The organism is Enterobacter cloacae complex sp. P14RS (genome assembly GCF_014895895.1).
Lineage (GTDB): Bacteria > Pseudomonadota > Gammaproteobacteria > Enterobacterales > Enterobacteriaceae > Enterobacter > Enterobacter bugandensis.
Map to the genome: position 1 here is coordinate 23,722 of NZ_JADBQM010000002.1, position 17,671 is coordinate 41,392.

The window sequence follows — 17,671 nt, forward strand, 5'->3', positions numbered from 1 at the left end:
GAGATTTAATGATTTATTTCGGTTCTTCCAGCAGCATAATCATAATTAAGCCAATGGCTGCGCAAATACCGAAATAAATAAACACGGAATTAAAACCACCTGTTTTATCCAGCAGATAACCTGCCAGCATCGGGGAAACAAATCCGCCGAGATTACCGCCGCTATTGATGATGGACGCGGCAATGGGATAGGTTTTACTGTCCGCAACAGCCATGCCATAAGCTGTAAAAGCGGGCCAGCCAATATTCAGACAGAGACCGACAAAAAATAGTCCGACGCAAACCGCCACGGTGCTTTGTGGAATATTCAGCATAATGACCATCATTAAAACGGTGCTGATGGCGGTAAACATCATGGTCGGTTTACGTCGGCGGCCGAGCAGTTTGTCGGAGACGTAGCCGCCAAAAATCGCACCGATAAATCCACCGATGCACGGCATGCTGGCGACCAGCCCCATGCTCATAAACGTAAAGCCTTTCTCTTTCACCAGATAGAGCGGGATCCACGTCAACAGTCCGTACAGCACGCTGACCATCATAAAATAGGCCAGGCAGTCGCCGAGAATATTCTTCGAGGTAAACAGCCCTTTCACCGTGCTTACCGGGGCTAACTCCCGCACACGGATCAGCCGATCGAGGCGTGCAAAGCCTGGTGAAATCACGATGTTTTCACGTCTGGCGTCCGGCGTCTCCTGACCGGCGGTAATGGTCTCCAGCTCCGCTTTAGAGACGAATGCGCTCTCGGACGGCTTCGTGCGTACCAGCAGATACCACAGGACGGCAATGACCAATCCAGGGATCGCAAAGGAGAAGAAGACCCAGCGCCAGCCCCAGGTCATGGCGATCCACACGGCCAGCGGCGGCACGAGGATGGGCGCGAACATGGTGGCGGCGATGTAGACGCCCGTGGCCGTGGCCTTCTCCTTTGGCGGAAACCAGTTATTGATGGTGGAGGCCAGCCCGACCGGGCACGGCCCCTCTGTTAACCCCAGCCCCAGGCGGATACACTTCAGGCCCAGAACCGAGGTTGCGGTGCCCATCAGCCAGGTAAAGGCAGAGAAGCCGAATATCGACAGTGCCACCATGCCGCGAATTCCCTTTTTGGCAATAAAAAAGCCCGCAGGAATTTGGCTCAGGGCGTATCCCAAAAAAAACATGCTGGCGATGGCACCGGCTTCGAAATTATTGATATGAAATTCGTCAATGATAAACGGCAGTACCGCACCAATATTTGTTCGGTCAGCATAGTTAATGGCATAAACAATAAAAATTAATGCCAGCACAACGAAACGGTAATTGGTTTTTTTAGTCTTTATGTAGGGGACAGCTTGTTCTATACGAGACATAACTTACCTCATTATTCGAACACCATGAGTCGTTTTATTATTGCGTTCAACGTCAATATATCGGCTCACCCATGAAACGCCATTCAATAAAGCTCATTTATTGCTGAGATAAATTTGATTCGCGATACAGCTCAAAAAAATAACATCGGGATAAAATTGCCCGCTCGCAGTCTCAATGTTATGTTTTTTATCAATTATCGTGTAAGGAGTAGGCCATGTCCGCGCAGGATCGCCAGACGTTATCGCTGCCCTCGCTCAGAAATTTGCAGGCGTTTATCGCCGTTGCTAACGCCCTGAGCATCCATCAGGCGGCGGAACAGCTCAACGTCACGCCTTCGGCGGTAAGCCACCAGATCGCGTCGCTGGAATCGTGGCTGGGCAAGAAATTATTTATCCGCAGCGGCAAAGGGGTTCAACTCACCACGACGGGAGAAAAATATCTGCGGGAGGTCTCGGCGGCGATGAGCGCCATTGGGCGCGCCACCGATCAGATCGTGAAAGAAAAAGACAATGCTGTGCTTCGCGTGCACTCTTCCCCCACCTTCGGACTGTCATGGCTGTTGCGCCGTCTGGGCAGATTCCGCGCCGAATATCCTGATATCACCATCAATCTCACCTGCTCCTATGAGAACCTGCAGTTCGCCAGAGATAATATCGACATTGATATCCGTCATGGTATTCCGGACTGGGATGCTTACCGGGTGATGACCATTAAAAACGACACGCTGGTAGTATTGGCCTCGCCGGGCTATGCAGAAGAGCATCCCATCAGCACGCCCGCCGATCTGCTGCAACAGTCGCTTATCTCCTCCACCAGCACTCTGGTGAACTGGGAAAAATGGTTCGCCTGGCACAATATCGACAGGCCCTGGCTCAATTTCAGCCTCAGCTTCGACCGTTCCTATATGAGCTTTGAAGCGGCGCGCATGGGGCTGGGGTTTATTCTGGAGAGCAAAATGATGGCTACCGATCACCTGAAGGATGGCTCGCTGGTACAGGTGCTGCCGGATGAGATGGGAATCGCCATTAACGCGCATCATCTGGTAATGCCGCACATGAACGAACGCGCGTGGAAGATCCAGCAGTTCGTCGAGTGGATTGATCGGGAGTTGCGATTGTCGGGGTATCACCTGTAGCGATACCCCATCGTGGCGTCAGGCGACCGTGCCCCAGACGAGATTCCCCTTGTGGAACGTCGCGGTACGCGGAGAAATGCGCGCCACGGCCTCGGCGGAACAGGAGGCGTCCACCAGCACAAAGCTGGCGTCGTCCTGCGCTTTCGGCCATACGCGTTCACCTTTATCGTTCAGCGGCAGCACGTCGCCGGTGGCGATGCCGAGCGCGCGGGAGAGCGTCTGCTCGTTCGGGCGAATATAGAGCTGGGCGTACAGATTGGCTTTCTCCAGCATGTCACCCAGACCGTACGGCGACCAGTGGTCGATCACGCTGTCGGTGCCGGTCATAACAAACACGCCCTTCTCCCGCAGCTGCTTCAGCGGCATGTGCAGGGTGCCAATCGGCACGGTGGAGGCGATGGTCACCTGCTGCGCCGCCATGCGGGTGGCAATCTCATCCACCTGCTGCTCGTTGAGCGTCGCCAGCGCGAAGGCGTGGCTGATGGTCAGCTTCCCCTTCAGCTCCGGCGTTTTCTCCACGGTTTCCACCATGTAGTTCACCGCCGCCACGCCCGCCGGGCTGGTTTCATGGAGGTGAATATCCACCCCTTTGTCGTAATCCAGCGCAATCTGGAACATGGTATCGAGCGATTTCTCCATCGCGCCGTCAACGCTGGTTGGGTCCAGCCCGCCTACGTAGTGCGCCCCCGCCTGCATCGCCTCGCGCATCAGCTTTTCAGCGTTGGAGAGCAGCAGGCCGTGCTGCGGGAAGGCAACGATTTCGCAGTCAAAACCTGCGCTGCGGCGCGCCAGCACCGCCTGCAAATTTTCCAGGTTTTTCAGGCCGGAAACCGGCTCAATATTGCAGTGGCTGCGGGCGATGGTGGACCCTTTGGACTGGATCAGGTCGATCAGCTTTTCGGCGCGTTCTTGCGTGTAGGGCTGTAACTCCGGCAGCAGCTTCTGCTCCAGGCGGATCATGTCCTGAATGGTGGTGCCCGCCGGACGGTTCAGGGAGCGCCACGGGCCGCCGTAGAAGGTTTTATCCAGGTGAATGTGCATGTCGCGCATCGCCGGAAGCATCAGCTTTTTACCCGCGTCGTAGTGCGGAAGGGTCGCTTCAGCGTGGCTGCCGTTATCGCGCAGGGCGACGATTTTACCGTCTTTAATCTCCAGCGTTTTCATCTCGGTGCGGGTGCTCGTCGCCACGCTGCCCTCGAAGTTGAACCCGGCTTCCAGCAGCACGTTGTCCAGATAGTAATGTTTTGCAGTGATGTTCATCGGTTTCCCCGTCTCGCAGGTTGCCTTTGCAGTGTCGGCAGCATACGCGACGGAGCCGGTGGCGCCAAACAACGCGCAGGCGGTGACCATTTTGCCGCTCTGGCTGATAAACTCGCGGCGGCTTTTGTTTTCACTCATCTTATCTTCCTTCATTAACAATGTGGGTACCCGTTTCACCGCGCAGCGCCGCGGGCAGGCAGTCCGGCGAGGTGATGATCACGCGCCTGCCGCCGTGGCGTAAAAATGCCAGCGAGGCGACGATTTTGGGCAGCATGCTGCCCGCCGGAAAGTGTCCTTCATCCATGTAGCGCGTCATCTGCGCCACGCTGACGGTGTCCAGTGCCTGCTGGTCTGGCTTGCCGAAGTTAACGCAGACTTTCTCCACGCCGGTGGTTATCACCAGCACGTCGGCGCAAATCTCACGGGCCAGCAGCGCGGTGGAGAGATCTTTATCGATAACCGCATCCACGCTCTGATAATCCCCCTGCTCGCTGCGCACCACGGGAATGCCTCCGCCGCCCGCGCCGATGACCACAAAACCTTTCTGCGTTAGCGCCTTAATCGCATCCGCCTCGACGATGCGCAGCGGCTGGGGCGAGGCCACCACGCGGCGATAGCCCCGGCCTGAATCCTCGACAAAATGCCAGTCCGGGTGCGCGAGCTGTAGCTCGTCGCGCTGCGCCTCGCTGAAGAACGCGCCGATCGGTTTTGTCGGGTGCGTAAAGCCGGGATCGTTTTTATCCACCTCCACCTGAGTGACGACCGTGACCGCCTTTTGCTCCCCGCGCGCCGCCAGGCGGTTGTTAAGCGCCTGCTGGATCAGGTAGCCGATGCCGCCCTGGGTATCCGCCACGCAGTTTGCCAGCGGGGTCAGCGGCAGCCCTTCCCGCTCGTGAGCGATCTCGGCGCGGCGCAGATCCAGCCCCACCTGCGGGCCGTTGCCGTGGGTGAGGACGATGTCATAGTCGGAGGCCAGCATTTCAAGCACCGACTCGGCCACCGCTTTGACCGCCTGCGCCTGATGTTCAACCGACTGGCTGGCGTTGTCTTTGATAATGCTGTTGCCGCCGATGGCGACGACCATTAGCTCTTTCATACGTTTTCCTTCGCAACAGTAATTTCAGCGCTCGCAACTTCGCGGCTGTCGAGGAAATGCTTCACCACAAACATGCCGCCCATCATCAGGTAGGCCGTGACGAACATCAGGGAACTGCCCTCGGCAAAGCCCACCACTGGCGCGTGGATCACGCCAAACAGCGCCAGCAGCGCGCCTCCTGCGGCGGCGACGGCCCCGCGCAGCGGTTTGTTGATGATGGCGAAGATAGCGATACAGCCCCAGAGCATGCTGGCGAGCGGCGCACCGTTGCCGAGGTGCATCAGCCCCTCGTAGTAGATCCCTTTGCTGTGCAGCACGTCGGTGCCAATTTTCGCCGCGCTGGTTCCCGCCGCGCTCATCACGCTGTTCATCATGGTCAGCGCCCAGTTAGCGATCCACGGGAACAGGCAGATAAAGATGACGGGCACCTCCACTTTCGGCGTTTCCCGCACCACCTGGTTGGCGGTGACGACGCCGATAAACACCAGAATCGGCACGATAGCGGTCATCGGTATGATGGCGAGCATAAAGGCCCCCAGCCCGAACAGCGGCACGATGAACATGGTCACGCCGGACGCCAGCGTGTAGCCGATGCTCGCCCCCATCGCCTTCCAGCCGGGATGGCCCACGTAGACCGTGACCGGGAACGGGTTGCCCATCAGGCAGCCGAGCATGGAAGCCAGGCCGTTCGCCAGCATCACCTTGCGGGTCGGGTACTCATCCCCCGCCGCGTGGGCGCTTTCGATGTTCTCCAGGTCAAAGATGTAGTTCGCCAGCCCCAGCGGTACGGCGGACGCCAGATACGGCAGCGCGTGCGGCAGGCCCTGCATAAAGCTGTCCACGTGCACTTCCGGCGGATTAAAGCCGAAGGAGGACATAGACGCTTTAATGGCATCCGGGCTTTGCAGTCCGGAAATCCACGCCAGCGCCGTTCCGGCAATCAGCAGCAGCAGGCCGGTCGGGATTTTGGCGAAAATCGGCTTTTTACCGAACCAGTTAATGAAGATCAGCAGCAGAACGATGAACGACACGGTGGGCGCTTCGAACGCCTGCAACATCGGGTTCATCGCCAGCAGCAGCAGGCCAAGACCGGACAGGCACGACAGCAGCACGGTTCGCGGGATCATCCTGCGAATGGTCTCACCCAGGAACGAGCCGCCCGCGAGGATCATCGCCTCCACGAAGCACCACACCAGGCCAATCTGAATCGCGAAATCCGCATCGCCGGTTTGCTGGTAGACGGGCATCAGGACCAGGAAGGTCACGGTAAAAATCGAGGGTGCGCTCGGGCCGGACGGCAGCGCGGTGACGTCCGTACGTCCGGTGGCGCGCGCCATTTGCAGGCCAAACCATGTGTAGCATAAGCTCGCTACCAGCACCGCCAGCCCGAAGGCCGGCGCGATGCGTCCATAAACAATCTCCTTCGGGATGCCGACGACAAAAATGAGCAACCCCATCATGGTCAGCAAATTAGTCAGGTTGTTGGTCATCAACCCGAAATAGGCCGCCCAGTCACCTCTTTTCCACTCCAGTTTCATGTTTTTCATGGATGCATACCTTATAAAACGTAGCGATCGCGGAAGGTCAACAGCGCCTTTTCAAAACAGCTAAACGGCGGGTGAACGATGCCCGCCCCAATCATGCCGATGCCCGCGTCTTTGTGGGCAATGGCGGTGTTGATCACCGGCAGAATGCCGCTGCCCGCCACTCTGGTGATGTCGATGGCGGTTGGAATGCCCATAAACGACAGCAGCGGAATGGTGACGTTCGGGTTCTCGCCGAGGGTGATTTCGCGCATCTGGCGCGAGAAGTCGATGGCTTCCTCCACCGTGCCACCCACCAGCGCAACGATGGCCGGTGCCGTCGCCATCGCAAAGCCGCCGATGCCGTAGGTTTCGGTGATGGCGCTGTCGCCAATATCCAGTCCGGAGTCTTCCGGCTTGTAGCCCGCGAACATCGGGCCAATCACCTGCTGCGCCGGGCCGGTGAACCACTGCCCCGGCAGGCCGGAAACGCGCAGGCCGAACTCGTAGCCGTTGCGCGCCATGGTGGTAACCACGGTGCTATATTCAATGCCGTGAGCGGCATCCAGCGCGGCTTTACACATCGCCATCCACGTCGGGCCGGAGAAGTAGTCGCTGCTGGCGACAAACTCGAACACCTCACGCTGCTGCTCCACCGGATAGCCCGCCTGAATCAGCCCCGGCGTCAGCGCCTGGATCAGCAGCGTGGTGCCGGCGTTGTTGCGGTTGTGGCACTCGTCGCCCATGTGCAGCGCCTGGGCCAGCATCAGGCGCAGGTCGATTTCGCCGATGATATTCATCGCGTCGCGCAGCATCGGGCCGAGCACGTCGCGCATCCAGTTCAGGCGGTCGATCACGCTCTGGTCGTTAGCCCCCATGCGCAGGATCTTCGCCATCTGCTCGCTGAGGTTGGTGAACGCCCGGTTGCCGTAGGTTTTGTTCTCAACGATGTGCATAAACATTGACGCGGAGGTGACGCCCGCCATGGAGCCCACGCAGTCGTGCTCGTGGCACGGCGAGAAGGTGATCTCACCTGAAGCCGCCAGCCTTGCGGCATCCTCCAGATCCGTCGCCAGCCCTTCAAATACCAGCGCCCCGGTAACCGCGCCCTTCATCGCGCCGCACATGTTTTCCCATGCGACGGGCGGACCGGCGTGCAGAATGGTGGTGCGGGTCATGCCCGGCACTACGTTAATTGCCTGGTCATAGCCCACCAGCACCGGATGAGACTGGATGATGCGCTCAAGGGCGATTTTGTTCGCGGCGGCGATCTTCTCCGCGAGCGGTTTTTCCGCCAGCTGGTCGAGCGCTTCAACAACCTGCATATTGCCCTGCCCCGGCGGCGTCCAGTCGAGCTGGGTTACGGGAACGTGCTGCTTTTTGAGGTCGTCGCTGAACATCGCAATGCCGACGTTAATGACGTTTAGCGGCTGGTTGAATAAAGTGGTCATTATGCTTTCTCCCCTTTGCAGACAAATTCACGTGCCAGTAATCCGGTGTTGGTGCTGCTGCTGGCCCAGATGACGCCTGCGTCGGTCAGCAGCTGGCACTGCTGCGCCAGCGACTGCGGATCCTGGTCGGTGCCAAGCACGTAGCCGAGGATCTCCAGCGGACGGTTATCGGCTTTCGCGATCGCCTGTGCCTCTTTGATCGCCTCGATCATCACCCCCACCGGATCCTCGTGCGCGCCGAAGCCGAGCACGAAGTCCATCACGATGACGCCCACCTGCGGATCGCGCGCCTCCTGCAGCAGGCGGCTGATGCGGTTGGTCGGGTCGATCATTGGGTGCGGTTTGCCGTTGGTGAAGTCGTCGTCACCGAAGTCCAGGAAGGTGTGGGCCTGGCTGACGCTGATGTCCTTCAGGCGCTTAGCCGGATCCGGCTGGATATTGCTCCAGACATCGTCGAACTTCTCCAGCGCGGCAAACATCGCCTCGTCGCACAGGGTGCCGCCGCAGAACAGGCCGCGAATGTACTTCTGCTGTGGGGTCAGGCGGGCGCGCACCTCTTCAATCAAAGGCCAGTTGAGCGGATGCAGATCCAGGGACTCTTTTTTAATGCCGGTAAGCAGCACCGCCTTCAGCGCTGCTTCTTTGGTGCCACGCGCAAACTGCAGGCCGTCTTCATCGGCGGGCGGTTCGCTGCGGCCGAGGAAGCAAACAACCACCGGCTTGCGGCAGGCTCTGGCGCGGGCCAGCACCTTTTCTGCCACCGCTGGCGCAGGCGGCTTGGAGATGAGCGCAATCACCCGGGTGCCCTCATCCGCCTCAAGCATGTCAATGGCGTCGAGCATCATGAGACCGCCGATTTTCTCGCTAAGATCGCGTCCGCCGGTGCCGATCAGCTGCGACACGCCGCCGCCGAACTCGTGAATGCGCACGCTCAGCTCCTGGCTGCCGGTGCCGGAGGCGCCAACAATCCCAATCGGCCCGCGACGCACCGCGTTGGCGAAGCACAGCCCCGCACCGTTGATGATGGCGGTCCCGCAGTCTGGCCCCATCATCAGCAGCCCTTTCTCATGCGCAAGCTGTTTCAGCGCCAGTTCGTCCTCCAGCGACACGTTATCGGAAAAGAGCATGACGTTAAGATCGTTTTCCAGCGCCTGACGCGCTTCGCGGGCGGCAAAGGTGCCGTTGACGGAAATGACCGCCAGGTTGCTGTCCGGGCGATGAGTTTTGGCGCTGGCAATCGTCGCGTAGCGTGCTTCATGGGTGCCGCTGCTCGCTTTATGGGTAAATAAAGCTTCTATTTCCGCCAGCGTTTCATCGTTCGCCGCGTCGCCTTTAATCACGATCATCAGGTCGCCATTTTTGGCTTCCGCTAATTCCGGCGTGAGCAGCCCGAGATTTTTCAGAACGCCTTTATTCATTTCCGTCGCCATTGCCACAAACGCCTGTTCGACGCCCGGCAATTTATTGGCTTTGGTGGAAACCGACATTAAGGAAACCGAATCGAAATAGGTGTTCTTTTTTATGACGATTTTGGTTGGCATTGTTTTCTCCTGAATACGGATAAAAGGGGGCCGCCGTCGCGCAGAATGCACGTCGGTAAAAAACTTTTTGAATTAACGGCCAGCCGGACGTGGCTGGCCGAATGCGTTATGCGCCCGCCGCCAGCAGCAGGTCGGCTATTGCATCGAAGCCTTTTTCCCGCGCCAGTTCGAGCGGGGTTTTGCCGTATTTATCGGTCATGTGCGGATTCGCGCCGTGATCCAGCAGCAGCTTCACAATTTCCTGCTGCTTTGCGCCGCCGTCATTCAGCACGATGGCTTCCAGCAGCGGCGTCCAGCCGACAAAGTTAGTGTGGTTGACGTTAATATCGGTTTTTTCCAGCAGCTCGCGCACGATTTCAACGTGGCCTTTTTCACTGGCAGGGGTAATGCCCACGCCGCCGAAGCGCGTCAGACGGTCGAGATCCGGATTCGCCGGAAGAACGATGCGCAGCAGGGTTAAATCATTAGTCAGGCAGCTTATCAGGAAGGGGTTAAAACAGGTCTGGTCCTGTTTATCAATATCCGCGCCGGCGGCAATTAAAAATTCCACGCAGGCGTAATGCTTTTTCAGGCTGGCAATAATAATGGCGGTTCTTTTCTGGCGGTTGGTGGCGTTAATATCCACGCCGTTATCCAGGCAGGCTTTTAGCGCGTCGATGTTGCCCTCTTCTGCCGCCAGCAGAAATTCCGTAACGAGTGCGTTTGCAGACATATTCAGTCTCCCAATGTTTCACTTCTGATGACCTGAGAATAGCAACAGCCTGGTCACAAAAGAATCCGCTTAAAAATGATTCATCGACACGCAATTCATTGTTGAGTTAAATTCAACAGTCAGACTAAAACGTGCGTCTGCGCAACCTTTTTCTTATGGTTTACCGCTTTTTAGCGCCTCAGGCAGCATTATCCTTATGGTTGTAAAAGCCTTACAGGACGCGGCTCCGCGTAAATAGTCAGAACTGTGACACACTTCAACTATGATGTAACGGCGCTGTTAAAATATGTTCAAAACTGATGACTGAGGATGCTGTGATATGAATTCCATCTTTACCGAAGAGAACCTGCTTGCCTTCACCACCGCGGCGCGCTTCGGCAGTTTCAGCAAAGCCGCCGCCGAGCTGGGCGTGACGACCTCCGCCATTAGCTATACCATTAAGCGCATGGAGACCGGGCTGGACGTGGTGCTGTTTGTGCGCAACACGCGCAGCATCGAGCTGACAGAGTCCGGGTTTTATTTTTACCGTAAGGCCACCGACCTGCTGAACGACTTCCACGCCATCAAGCGCGGGATTGATACCATTTCGCAGGGCATCGAGGCGCGAGTACGCATCTGCATTAATCAGCTCTTGTATACGCCACGCCATACCGCGCGTTTGCTGCAGGTGCTGAAAAAGCAGTTTCCCACCTGCCAGATCACGGTGACGACCGAGGTGTATAACGGCGTCTGGGATTCGATCATCAACAATCAGGCCAACATCGCGATTGGCGCGCCGGATACGCTGCTGGACGGCGGCGGGATTGATTACACCGAAATTGGCGCCATTCGCTGGGTGTTTGCCATCGCGCCGGAACATCCCCTCGCCTTTGTTCCCGAACCGATAGCGGAGAGCCAGTTGCGCCTGTACCCCAACATCATGGTGGAAGATACCGCGCATACCATCAACAAGAAGGTCGGCTGGCTGCTGCACGGGCAGGAGGCGATTCTGGTGCCGGATTTCAACACCAAGTGCCAGTGCCAGATTCTGGGGGAAGGGATTGGCTTTTTGCCGGAATACATGGCAAGAGAAGCGATGGAAGACGGTCTGCTCATCACGCGGCGCATTAACAATCCGCGTCAGGACTCGCGCATGCTGCTCGCCACGCAGCATGCGGCGACCGGCCAGGTGACGCGCTGGATCAAACAGCAGTTTGGCCCGGAAGGCGTATTAACCGGTATATACAGTGATTTACTGTGGCGTGCTTAATTTTTCGTCTGCACCCAAAACGCGTGGATAAGGCCCGGGAAGTAACCCAGGATGGTCAGAAGGATGTTCAGAATAAACGCCCAGCCCAGTCCCTTGCCAAGCAGCACGCCCAGCGGCGGGAGAATAATCGTAAAAACAACGCGCCAAAAACCCATAATCACTCCGTGCAAGCTAACCAATTGAAAATTAAAAAGAGACATTTCTCTAAGCATAGCCAGTTTACGGGTTACTGCCATTCGTCTCTCGCGCTTTTACCTGCCTTTACCCTCTTTACACTGGCTTAAGCCCTTCCTTAAATGTTCTACTACTCATAAATTGACCGTAAGGAAACACCATGTCTCTTTCTCTTATTTCGCCACAGCAGGCGAACGCGCTTATTAAAGAAGGCGCAAAACTGATTGATATTCGCGATCCCGACGAGTATGCCCGCGAGCATATTCCGGCAGCACGCTCCATACCGCTGGATTCTTTAACCGGCGGGCTCAACGCTGCCCCTGGTGAAACGGTGATTTTCCACTGTCAGTCCGGGACACGGACATCAAACAATGCTGCGCGACTTGCGCAGGCAGCGTTGCCGGCTCAGGCCTTCGTGGTTGAGGGGGGCATTCAGGGCTGGAAGCAGGCCGGGCTGCTGACCGTGGAAGATAAATCCCAGCCGCTCCCGCTGATGCGGCAGGTACAAATTGCCGCCGGGCTGCTGATCCTTTGCGGCGTGGTGCTGGGTTATAGCGTCTCCAGCGGCTTTTTCCTGCTGAGCGGTTTCGTCGGTGTGACTGGTTTTTGCGGTATGGCACGGTTGCTGAAAGTGATGCCGTGGAACCGTCATACCTCATAAGCAGTAATCAATGAATTACGCTGTACCCGGCATCAGACGTCGGCTAAGGTGAAGATCGCTAAAACGATGAGGAGGTTATATGTTTTCTGTCGGTGATTATGTGCAACCGCTAAAAGGCGGCCCAAAGCTGAAAGTGCTCGAAGTGAACGGTGAAAACGTGGTGGCGGTACAGGCCAGCAATGAACAAGGCGAGAAATATACGCTGAAAGCGGCCGATTTGGCGCCTTATACCGAAGAAGGTGATTTCGGCGTCTGCTGAACAGATAACCGGGCGGCTTGTTCCGCCCGGTCCACGTATTAGATCAGAAAATCATCCAGTGATTTACCCTCTGCCAGCGCGCTGGCAATAGGCTTAGGCGTGCGGCCCTGGCCGGTCCACGTTTTTTCTTCACCGTTCTGGTCAATAAAGCGATATTTCGCTTCACGCGGTTTACGCTTTTTAGTCGGTTTACCCGCCTGCGCCAGTTCTGAACCCAGCAGGTCAGTCGGAGAAATACCATCGGCTTTCATCAGTTCCAGCAGGGTATTAATTTTTTCCTGCTGTTCAGCGCGCTGCTGCTCTAATTCCGCCAGCTCATTGCGTTTTTCTTCAGTAACGACCCTGACCTTTTCCAGCATTTCCTCAAGAACGTCCAGGGTTAATTCTCGCGCCATCGCGCGCAGGGTTCGGATATTATTAAGATTCTGTAACGTCAAAGACATATTATTGAAAACCTTTTTTTTGGGGTAAATAGATAAATCGCCCCAAGAATAATTCATTTCAGTTGAAATATCTACCCAAAGGTCCAAACGGGCATAAATGTAAATATATTTAAATATCGCCGTTAATAATAGCGCATAGCATCGGCGGGAAACACGTAGATCTAATCACCGAATCAATATAAATGGTCAACTTTAATCCAAATCACAGCATACTGCGCTATTATCAGGGGAGTGGATTTCTGCGTCAAAAGCAAAATACCTAAACCACTGATTTATATCAGTAAAATATTTGATGAGACAGATTATAACGAACCGGATAAAAAACAACCAATTTTAGAGAATTTTGTGGACAAAAGGCGAGTAAATAAAAATTAATCACTAGTTGTTAGTTCAAACACAGAGATATACGCTATACACCTCAAACAAACCAACCTAAAGCACTAGCCGCTGAAGGAAAACCGATTCCACTGCGTTCTTCTCAAGGAGTTCAGACATGTTCTCGCCGCAATCTCGCCTGCGCCACGCGGTGGCAGATACTTTCGCGATGGTTGTCTACTGTTCCGTTGTGAACATGCTGATTGAAATATTCCTCTCCGGAATGACCTTCGAGCAGTCACTTTCTTCTCGTCTGGTGGCGATCCCGGTCAATATTATTATCGCATGGCCTTACGGACTATACCGCGATGCCGTTATGCGTTTCGCGCGCCGCATCAGCCCGGCGGGCTGGATGAAAAATCTTGCCGACGTGCTGGCGTACGTCACATTCCAGTCGCCGGTCTACGTGGCTATTCTCCTGACAGTGGGCGCGGACTGGCACCAGATCGCCGCAGCGGTCAGTTCGAATATCGTGGTATCAATGCTGATGGGTGCGGTATACGGCTATTTCCTCGACTACTGCCGCCGCCTGTTTAAGGTCAGCCAGTACGGCCAGGTAAAAGCGTAATGTGAAGCGACTGGCGAAAGCCAGTCGCAGCTTTACTGTACGTCGCCAAACAGTCCCTTCAGAAACCGTTCCAGCGCCATACGCGAACTGAAACCGTGCGGAATACCATAATGCTCATGCCGTTCACCGCCTAAATAGAGCGGAAATTGCTGATAGTGGTCGCAGGTTTTAATATCCGAGGCAGGCTCAGCAAATGACAGACTTCTGTCTTTCAGCGTCGGGTGAATAATGAGAGCGGTACGTCCCATCCTGGCTTCACGATTAACATAAACATAATTCTCGCCGCGGCGATATCCATACGCTTTTGGCGTCACCTCATCCATGGTGAATCCCTCTTTTTCAAGAACGCGTGCCACCTCGTCAGGTCGTAAATACATATCTTTTCCTCGTTATCTTTTCCTGCCCGGCAACCTTACAGTAATCAGCATTAGCAGGGCTTTCAGAATAGTCCATAAACTGGCGGATAACGCGTGACGCGCTTCAGATATTAAATTTCTGAACTAAACTAAACGGGAACACAAAATTACGGAGGATCGTATGTTTAACAGACCGAACCGAAACGATATTAACGATGACGCGCAGGATATTCGTAATGATGTCAGCCAATTAGCGGACACGCTTGAGGAAGTGCTGAAATCCTGGGGATCCGATGCGAAGGATGAAGCAGATGCTGCGAAACGTAAGGCTCAGTCTCTGCTCCGTGAAACCCGCGCCCGTATGAACGGACGTTCACGCGCTACGCAGGCGGCCTGCGACATGGCAAGCTGTGCTACGACCTTCGTACGTGAAAAACCACTGTGTACGCTGGGAACCGTCGCGGCGGTCGGCATTTTTGTCGGAGCCCTGCTCAGCCTGCGTAAGTAAGCCCGCATTCTCAACCCCGGTAGCCTCAGGCGCCGGGGCTTTTTTATGCTTGTAAGCCTGAAAAACCCGTACAGCCCGCCCTGCCCCGCTGTGCTCATCACCAGGGCAATATTAATCTGAATTTCCCATATCTTGTATGGTTGAATCTTTAATCAACTACATCTAGTATTCTCTTTAGAAAGACACACACTCTATGACGCGTTAACTCGCGCCGTTTTCTCATTCTAAATGGAAATACGAATCATGAGCATTATTATTTACACTCGTAACGATTGTGTTCAGTGCCACGCCACCAAACGGGCGATGGAGAGCCGCGGCGTGGCGTTTGAAATGGTAAATATCGACCTGGTGCCCGATGCCGCGGATACCCTGCGCGAACAGGGATTTCGTCAGCTTCCGGTGGTCATTGCCGGTGATACCAGCTGGTCTGGCTTTCGCCCGGACATGATTAACCGCCTGAGCGCTCAGGCCACGCGTGCATGAGTGGGCTGGTCTTCTTCTCCAGCAGCTCAGAAAACACGCTCCGCTTTATTGAGCGCCTCGGGCTGCCTGCGGTGCGTATTCCGCTCAATGAGCGGGAGCGCATTCAGGTAGACGAACCTTACATTCTGGTGGTGCCCAGCTATGGCGGCGGCGGTACGGCAGGAGCAGTACCCCGCCAGGTGATCCGCTTTCTGAACGATCCTCATAACCGGGTACTGATTCGGGGCGTGATCGCGGCGGGCAATCGTAATTTTGGCGATGCCTTTGGCCGCGCCGGGGATGTCATCTCTCAAAAATGCGGCGTGCCGTATCTCTATCGTTTTGAACTGATGGGGACACAGCAGGACGTAGAAAACGTGCGTAAAGGAGTGAACGAATTTTGGCAACGACAACCGCAGAACGGGTAATTCAGGCGACGCCGGACTACCACGCATTAAACGCGATGCTTAACCTCTATGACCGGGAGGGGCGCATTCAGTTTGGCAAAGATCGCGAGGCGGTAGAGGCTTTTTTCGCCGCCCACGTGCGGCCCAACAGCGTGACGTTTTCAAGCCAGAATGAACGTCTCGACTATCTGGTTAACGAGGGCTACTACGAGGAGCGCGTCCTGGCCCGCTACGATCGTCCCTTCGTGGTAAGACTGTTTGAACGTGCGCACGCCAGCGGTTTTCGCTTCCAGACGTTTCTTGGCGCATGGAAGTATTACACCAGCTACACCCTGAAAACCTTCGACGGCAAACGCTATTTAGAAAGCTTTGAAGATCGCACCGTGATGGTGGCCCTGACGCTGGCCCAGGGCGATGAAGCGCTGGCTGAACGGCTGACGGAGGAGATCCTCTCCGGCCGCTTCCAGCCCGCTACGCCTACCTTCCTCAACTGCGGCAAGGCCCAGCGCGGCGAACTGGTCTCCTGCTTCCTGCTGCGCATCGAAGACAATATGGAGTCGATTGGCCGTGCGGTGAACTCGGCGCTGCAGCTTTCCAAACGCGGCGGCGGCGTGGCGTTTCTGCTCTCGAACCTGCGGGAAGCGGGCGCGCCGATCAAACGCATCGAAAACCAGTCTTCCGGCGTCATTCCGGTGATGAAGATGCTGGAAGATGCCTTCTCCTACGCCAACCAGCTTGGCGCACGCCAGGGTGCGGGGGCGGTTTACCTGCACGCGCACCACCTGGACATCCTGCGTTTTCTCGATACCAAGCGCGAAAACGCCGACGAAAAAATCCGCATCAAAACCCTGTCGCTCGGCGTGACGATCCCGGATATCACGTTTAAGCTGGCCAAAGAGAATGCCGACATGGCGCTCTTCTCGCCGTATGACGTGGAGCGGATCTACGGCAAAGCGTTTGGCGACGTGGCGATAAGCGAGCTTTATGACGAGCTGGTTGCAGACGATCGCATCCGCAAGAAATACATCAACGCCCGCGATTTCTTCCAGACGCTTGCGGAAATTCAGTTTGAATCCGGCTATCCGTACATCATGTACGAGGATACGGTAAACCGCGCCAATCCGATTGCCGGGCGCATTAACATGAGCAACCTGTGCTCGGAAATTTTGCAGGTCAACAGCGCCTCCGCTTACGACGAAAACCTGGACTACGCGGAGATCGGCAAAGATATCTCCTGCAACCTCGGGTCGCTGAATATTGCCCACACCATGGATTCGCCGGATTTTGGCCGCACGGTGGAGACCGCCGTTCGCGGGCTGACGGCGGTATCGGACATGAGCCACATCCGCAGCGTGCCGTCCATCGAGGCGGGCAACGCCGCATCGCACGCCATCGGCCTGGGGCAGATGAACCTGCACGGCTATCTGGCACGGGAAGGCATCGCCTACGGCAGCCCGGAAGGGCTGGATTTCACGAATCTCTATTTCTACACCGTCACCTGGCATGCGCTTCATACCTCAATGATGCTGGCGCGCGAGCGCAACCAGCGGTTCGCAGGCTTTGAGCAGTCGCGCTACGCCAGCGGGGCGTATTTCAGCCAGTATCTGGAAGGCGACTGGCAGCCGAAAACCGAAAAAGTGCGCGCGCTGTTTGACTGCGCCGGCATTACCCTGCCGACGCGCGAGATGTGGCAGCAGTTGCGCGACGATGTGATGCGCTACGGCATTTATAACCAGAACCTGCAGGCGGTACCGCCAACCGGTTCGATTTCCTACATCAACCACGCCACATCGAGCATTCACCCGATCGTGTCGAAGATTGAGATCCGTAAGGAAGGCAAAACCGGACGCGTCTACTACCCTGCCCCGTTTCTGACCAATGAGAACCTGGCGCTGTACCAGGACGCGTACGAGATCGGCCCGGAAAAAATCATTGATACCTACGCCGAGGCCACGAAGCACGTGGACCAGGGGCTGTCGCTGACGCTCTTCTTCCCGGACACCGCCACCACGCGGGATATCAACAAAGCGCAGATTTACGCCTGGAAGAAAGGCATCAAAACGCTGTACTACATTCGCCTGCGCCAGCTTGCGCTGGAAGGCACCGAAATCGAAGGCTGCGTGTCCTGCGCGCTGTAAGGAGAAA

The 17,671-nt window shown here is 56.2% G+C and carries 19 protein-coding genes; 9 read left to right on the forward strand and 10 right to left on the reverse strand.

The genetic code is table 11. The features are described 5' to 3' along the window. Positions 1 to 13: 13 nt before the first annotated feature. The gene (locus IM295_RS01240; protein WP_048957981.1) at positions 14 to 1,345 is read right to left on the reverse strand and encodes an MFS transporter; all 1,332 of its coding nucleotides are present in this window, start codon (positions 1,343 to 1,345) and stop codon (positions 14 to 16) included. A 215-nt stretch (positions 1,346 to 1,560) separates the two neighbouring features. Between IM295_RS01240 and IM295_RS01245 the strand changes: the two genes are divergently transcribed. Beyond that, entirely contained in the window at positions 1,561 to 2,481 is a 921-nt protein-coding gene (locus IM295_RS01245) for a LysR substrate-binding domain-containing protein (protein WP_193066109.1), read from the forward strand. A gap of 18 nt (positions 2,482 to 2,499) precedes the next feature. Here the strand turns inward: IM295_RS01245 and IM295_RS01250 are convergent, their stop codons facing one another. The 6 genes from IM295_RS01250 to IM295_RS01275 form a co-directional block, all read right to left on the reverse strand. Beyond that, positions 2,500 to 3,879 (reverse strand): amidohydrolase family protein, encoded by a 1,380-nt coding sequence (locus IM295_RS01250; RefSeq protein ID WP_193066110.1) that lies wholly within the window; start codon positions 3,877 to 3,879, stop codon positions 2,500 to 2,502. 1 nt (position 3,880) lies between these two features. Then, positions 3,881 to 4,837, reverse strand: coding sequence for a carbamate kinase family protein (locus IM295_RS01255; protein ID WP_028014163.1), 957 nt, complete (start codon positions 4,835 to 4,837; stop codon positions 3,881 to 3,883). Beyond that, positions 4,834 to 6,384 carry a xanthine permease gene (locus tag IM295_RS01260; protein WP_193066111.1) on the reverse strand — a complete coding sequence of 517 codons (1,551 nt, stop codon included), beginning with the start codon at positions 6,382 to 6,384 and terminating at the stop codon, positions 4,834 to 4,836. The genes IM295_RS01255 and IM295_RS01260 overlap by 4 nt, the downstream gene beginning before the upstream one ends. Before the next feature lie 11 nt (positions 6,385 to 6,395). Further along, on the reverse strand, positions 6,396 to 7,811 hold the full coding sequence (locus tag IM295_RS01265) for a DUF1116 domain-containing protein (RefSeq protein WP_048959576.1): 1,416 nt from the start codon (positions 7,809 to 7,811) through the stop codon (positions 6,396 to 6,398). Then, entirely contained in the window at positions 7,811 to 9,352 is a 1,542-nt protein-coding gene (gene fdrA, locus IM295_RS01270) for an acyl-CoA synthetase FdrA (RefSeq protein WP_059358054.1), read from the reverse strand. The genes IM295_RS01265 and fdrA overlap by 1 nt, the downstream gene beginning before the upstream one ends. A gap of 106 nt (positions 9,353 to 9,458) precedes the next feature. Next, positions 9,459 to 10,064: an ankyrin repeat domain-containing protein gene (locus tag IM295_RS01275; protein WP_041908539.1), complete on the reverse strand. Its 606-nt coding sequence runs from the start codon at positions 10,062 to 10,064 to the stop codon at positions 9,459 to 9,461. 319 nt (positions 10,065 to 10,383) lie between these two features. On the opposite strand from IM295_RS01275, the gene IM295_RS01280 reads away from it, so the two are divergent. Then, the gene (locus IM295_RS01280; protein WP_028014168.1) at positions 10,384 to 11,313 is read left to right on the forward strand and encodes a LysR substrate-binding domain-containing protein; all 930 of its coding nucleotides are present in this window, start codon (positions 10,384 to 10,386) and stop codon (positions 11,311 to 11,313) included. On the opposite strand, the gene IM295_RS01285 is transcribed toward IM295_RS01280, so the two are convergent. Continuing rightward, positions 11,310 to 11,468: a YqaE/Pmp3 family membrane protein gene (locus tag IM295_RS01285; RefSeq protein WP_032644909.1), complete on the reverse strand. Its 159-nt coding sequence runs from the start codon at positions 11,466 to 11,468 to the stop codon at positions 11,310 to 11,312. The two genes, IM295_RS01280 and IM295_RS01285, sit on opposite strands and share 4 nt — an antisense overlap. A gap of 179 nt (positions 11,469 to 11,647) precedes the next feature. Between IM295_RS01285 and IM295_RS01290 the strand changes: the two genes are divergently transcribed. Both IM295_RS01290 and IM295_RS01295 read left to right on the forward strand, forming a co-directional pair. Continuing rightward, the gene (locus IM295_RS01290; RefSeq protein WP_193066112.1) at positions 11,648 to 12,148 is read left to right on the forward strand and encodes a rhodanese family protein; all 501 of its coding nucleotides are present in this window, start codon (positions 11,648 to 11,650) and stop codon (positions 12,146 to 12,148) included. A gap of 79 nt (positions 12,149 to 12,227) precedes the next feature. Continuing rightward, positions 12,228 to 12,407, forward strand: coding sequence for a hypothetical protein (locus IM295_RS01295; protein WP_028014170.1), 180 nt, complete (start codon positions 12,228 to 12,230; stop codon positions 12,405 to 12,407). A gap of 38 nt (positions 12,408 to 12,445) precedes the next feature. Here the strand turns inward: IM295_RS01295 and stpA are convergent, their stop codons facing one another. Continuing rightward, positions 12,446 to 12,850, reverse strand: coding sequence for a DNA-binding protein StpA (stpA, locus tag IM295_RS01300; protein ID WP_041908535.1), 405 nt, complete (start codon positions 12,848 to 12,850; stop codon positions 12,446 to 12,448). Positions 12,851 to 13,343: 493 nt separating this feature from the next. Here stpA and alaE point away from each other — a divergent pair, with 493 nt between their 5' ends. Further along, positions 13,344 to 13,793 carry an L-alanine exporter AlaE gene (gene alaE, locus IM295_RS01305; protein ID WP_028014172.1) on the forward strand — a complete coding sequence of 150 codons (450 nt, stop codon included), beginning with the start codon at positions 13,344 to 13,346 and terminating at the stop codon, positions 13,791 to 13,793. Positions 13,794 to 13,825: 32 nt separating this feature from the next. On the opposite strand, the gene IM295_RS01310 is transcribed toward alaE, so the two are convergent. Next, on the reverse strand, positions 13,826 to 14,170 hold the full coding sequence (locus IM295_RS01310) for a DUF2002 family protein (protein WP_023308923.1): 345 nt from the start codon (positions 14,168 to 14,170) through the stop codon (positions 13,826 to 13,828). A gap of 160 nt (positions 14,171 to 14,330) precedes the next feature. On the opposite strand from IM295_RS01310, the gene IM295_RS01315 reads away from it, so the two are divergent. From IM295_RS01315 to nrdE, 4 genes are all read left to right on the forward strand, one after another. Beyond that, positions 14,331 to 14,657 (forward strand): DUF883 domain-containing protein, encoded by a 327-nt coding sequence (locus IM295_RS01315; RefSeq protein WP_023308924.1) that lies wholly within the window; start codon positions 14,331 to 14,333, stop codon positions 14,655 to 14,657. Positions 14,658 to 14,900: 243 nt separating this feature from the next. Next, complete coding sequence (nrdH, locus tag IM295_RS01320; RefSeq protein WP_032644910.1) at positions 14,901 to 15,140, forward strand: glutaredoxin-like protein NrdH; 240 nt, start codon at positions 14,901 to 14,903, stop codon at positions 15,138 to 15,140. Continuing rightward, entirely contained in the window at positions 15,137 to 15,547 is a 411-nt protein-coding gene (gene nrdI / locus IM295_RS01325; protein WP_041908531.1) for a class Ib ribonucleoside-diphosphate reductase assembly flavoprotein NrdI, read from the forward strand. The genes nrdH and nrdI overlap by 4 nt, the downstream gene beginning before the upstream one ends. After that, the gene (gene nrdE, locus IM295_RS01330; RefSeq protein ID WP_193066113.1) at positions 15,520 to 17,664 is read left to right on the forward strand and encodes a class 1b ribonucleoside-diphosphate reductase subunit alpha; all 2,145 of its coding nucleotides are present in this window, start codon (positions 15,520 to 15,522) and stop codon (positions 17,662 to 17,664) included. The genes nrdI and nrdE overlap by 28 nt, the downstream gene beginning before the upstream one ends. Positions 17,665 to 17,671: the final 7 nt, after the last annotated feature.

What these genes read in the sequence shown, in the direction of transcription:
- IM295_RS01240 (WP_048957981.1), bottom strand. Translation starts at nt 1,345, where the DNA reads ATGTCTCGTATAGAACAAGCTGTCCCCTACATAAAGACTAAAAAAACC.
- IM295_RS01245 (WP_193066109.1), top strand. Translation starts at nt 1,561, where the DNA reads ATGTCCGCGCAGGATCGCCAGACGTTATCGCTGCCCTCGCTCAGAAAT.
- IM295_RS01250 (WP_193066110.1), bottom strand. Translation starts at nt 3,879, where the DNA reads ATGAGTGAAAACAAAAGCCGCCGCGAGTTTATCAGCCAGAGCGGCAAA.
- IM295_RS01255 (WP_028014163.1), bottom strand. Translation starts at nt 4,837, where the DNA reads ATGAAAGAGCTAATGGTCGTCGCCATCGGCGGCAACAGCATTATCAAA.
- IM295_RS01260 (WP_193066111.1), bottom strand. Translation starts at nt 6,384, where the DNA reads ATGAAAAACATGAAACTGGAGTGGAAAAGAGGTGACTGGGCGGCCTAT.
- IM295_RS01265 (WP_048959576.1), bottom strand. Translation starts at nt 7,811, where the DNA reads ATGACCACTTTATTCAACCAGCCGCTAAACGTCATTAACGTCGGCATT.
- fdrA (WP_059358054.1), bottom strand. Translation starts at nt 9,352, where the DNA reads ATGCCAACCAAAATCGTCATAAAAAAGAACACCTATTTCGATTCGGTT.
- IM295_RS01275 (WP_041908539.1), bottom strand. Translation starts at nt 10,064, where the DNA reads ATGTCTGCAAACGCACTCGTTACGGAATTTCTGCTGGCGGCAGAAGAG.
- IM295_RS01280 (WP_028014168.1), top strand. Translation starts at nt 10,384, where the DNA reads ATGAATTCCATCTTTACCGAAGAGAACCTGCTTGCCTTCACCACCGCG.
- IM295_RS01285 (WP_032644909.1), bottom strand. Translation starts at nt 11,468, where the DNA reads ATGGGTTTTTGGCGCGTTGTTTTTACGATTATTCTCCCGCCGCTGGGC.
- IM295_RS01290 (WP_193066112.1), top strand. Translation starts at nt 11,648, where the DNA reads ATGTCTCTTTCTCTTATTTCGCCACAGCAGGCGAACGCGCTTATTAAA.
- IM295_RS01295 (WP_028014170.1), top strand. Translation starts at nt 12,228, where the DNA reads ATGTTTTCTGTCGGTGATTATGTGCAACCGCTAAAAGGCGGCCCAAAG.
- stpA (WP_041908535.1), bottom strand. Translation starts at nt 12,850, where the DNA reads ATGTCTTTGACGTTACAGAATCTTAATAATATCCGAACCCTGCGCGCG.
- alaE (WP_028014172.1), top strand. Translation starts at nt 13,344, where the DNA reads ATGTTCTCGCCGCAATCTCGCCTGCGCCACGCGGTGGCAGATACTTTC.
- IM295_RS01310 (WP_023308923.1), bottom strand. Translation starts at nt 14,170, where the DNA reads ATGTATTTACGACCTGACGAGGTGGCACGCGTTCTTGAAAAAGAGGGA.
- IM295_RS01315 (WP_023308924.1), top strand. Translation starts at nt 14,331, where the DNA reads ATGTTTAACAGACCGAACCGAAACGATATTAACGATGACGCGCAGGAT.
- nrdH (WP_032644910.1), top strand. Translation starts at nt 14,901, where the DNA reads ATGAGCATTATTATTTACACTCGTAACGATTGTGTTCAGTGCCACGCC.
- nrdI (WP_041908531.1), top strand. Translation starts at nt 15,137, where the DNA reads ATGAGTGGGCTGGTCTTCTTCTCCAGCAGCTCAGAAAACACGCTCCGC.